This is a genomic window from Cellulomonas biazotea (assembly GCF_004306155.1).
In the GTDB taxonomy this organism is placed as follows: Bacteria; Actinomycetota; Actinomycetes; order Actinomycetales; family Cellulomonadaceae; genus Cellulomonas; species Cellulomonas biazotea.
This window is the reverse complement of the sequence record NZ_BIMR01000483.1, coordinates 1-1,700: the sequence shown is the minus strand read 5'-3', so window position 1 is coordinate 1,700 and position 1,700 is coordinate 1. Positions and strand designations below refer to the sequence as shown.

The window sequence follows — 1,700 nt, the reverse complement described above, 5'->3', positions numbered from 1 at the left end:
CGGCCGCGGCGGCCGAGCAGCCGACGAGGGTCGCGGCCACGAGGCCGGCGAGCAGGGCGGTGCGGGCGACGAGGCGCCCGGTGGTGCGTCGCATGGGGTTCTCCGTGTTCTCTGCGGTGTCAGGTCGGTGGGTCAGCGGGCGGCGGGCTCGACGTGGCGGTCGAGCACGCGGCGCCACGGCGTGGCGGGCAGGTCGGGGTGGAGCACGGCCATGCCGGTGCCGTACTTCGACAGGCGCACGGGGCGCAGGCCGTGCCGCCACAGCAGGCGGTCGGTCGACGACGGGGTCGAGCCGGTCTTCGTCTCGACGACCGCCAGGCCGGGCAGCGCGCGCTCGCGGCCGTCGGCGGGGTCGGTCCACACGAGGCCGGTGTCGACGGTCGTGCGCGAGGCCGGGCCGCCGTCGTCCGCGGGGACGTGCAGGGTGATGCGGTCGTAGGTCGTGACGAGCGTGGGACGCAGGGGGCCGTCGAGGCGGTCGGCGCGCTCGTCGCCGAGCACGGTCGTCGCGAACGACCACGCCGGGTCGGTGAGCGTCGCGGATGCCGCGGGCTCGTGCGGCAGGCGGTCCTTGACGGTCGTGCCGCGGGGCCCGCGCGTCTTGACCTCGACCCAGCACAGGTCGTCGTCGACGTACGTGCGGGTGCGCACCTTGAACCGCTGACGGCGTCGGCGGGCCGCCCCGAGGTAGCTGGTGAGCGCGGGCGTGTCGAAGTACACCGAGCGGTAGGTGAAGGTGCGCCGGCCGCCGATGTCGAGCACGCGCGCCGCGGGGTCCAGCTCGTCGAGCAGGCCGCCGAGCGTCGGCAGCGGCACGACGTACTTGCGGTCCACGCGGGTCTGCAGCGCGGCGTCGGCCTGCAGGTCGTCGAGGGTCACGGCGGGCAGCCGGTGCAGGGCGGACGTCATCGCTGCGCCGCCGCCCAGCGGGGGTCCGCGGCGTCCGCGTCGTCGAGCGGCGTGGGCTGCGGGACGTGGTCGTCGCGGCGTGCGGGCCGCGCGCCGGCCTCGTACCGGACGTCGACCGTGGTGGTGTCGTTCACCAGGTCGAGGCGCTGCACGCTCACGCGTCGCACGCGGCCGCCGAGCAGGTGCTCGAGGTGCGCGGCGAGCGCGGCCTCGTCGGTGATCGCCCGGTCGACGACGATCGTCTGCTGCCGGTACCGGGGGAGGACCCGCGGGCTGTCGGCCACCGCGAGGACCACGACGACGAGCCCCATGAGCGCCGCGCCGACGGCGACGGTCGTCGCGCCGAGACCGCCGATGAGGCCGAGCGCGAGGGCCGCGAAGTAGTACGCGACCTCGGTCTGGCTGAGCTCGGCGGAGCGCAGCCGGATGATCGACAGGACCCCGAACAGCCCCAGCCCGACGCCCGCGCCGACCGTGCTGGTCGCGAGGGTGGCCGCGACCGCCAGCACGCCGACGTTGACGCCGAGGTAGGCGACCGCGAGGTCGCGGCGGCGGTGCCGGGGCAGGTACACGGCGAACGTGAGGACGAGGATCGCGACGAGGTCGACGGCGTAGAGGACGGTGGGGGACATGCGGTGGCTCCTGACTGGTCGGGCGTGGTGACCAGTCAGCCGTGCGGTCCTGGGTGCTCGCTGTGCGTCGCCTGAGGCCCGGGTCTGGATCGCGCGTCGGTGCGCTGGTGCTGCCGGCGGGTGCGACCGGGACGCGGCGGCGCCCGGGCCCGGGGGGGG

General features: G+C 76.1%; 2 protein-coding genes. Both read right to left on the bottom strand.

Going from position 1 to position 1,700, the window contains the following annotated elements:
- Nucleotides 1–132 precede the first annotated feature (132 nt).
- Complete coding sequence (locus CBZ_RS20345; protein ID WP_130783230.1) at nt 133–909, bottom strand: polyphosphate polymerase domain-containing protein; 777 nt, start codon at nt 907–909, stop codon at nt 133–135.
- Nucleotides 906–1,541 carry a DUF4956 domain-containing protein gene (locus CBZ_RS20340; RefSeq protein WP_246013577.1) on the bottom strand — a complete coding sequence of 212 codons (636 nt, stop codon included), beginning with the start codon at nt 1,539–1,541 and terminating at the stop codon, nt 906–908. The genes CBZ_RS20345 and CBZ_RS20340 overlap by 4 nt, the downstream gene beginning before the upstream one ends.
- Nucleotides 1,542–1,700 lie beyond the last annotated feature (159 nt).

Coding starts and splice junctions, on each gene's coding strand:
- CBZ_RS20345 (WP_130783230.1), bottom strand. CDS start 909: ATGACGTCCGCCCTGCACCGGCTGCCCGCCGTGACCCTCGACGACCTG.
- CBZ_RS20340 (WP_246013577.1), bottom strand. CDS start 1,541: ATGTCCCCCACCGTCCTCTACGCCGTCGACCTCGTCGCGATCCTCGTC.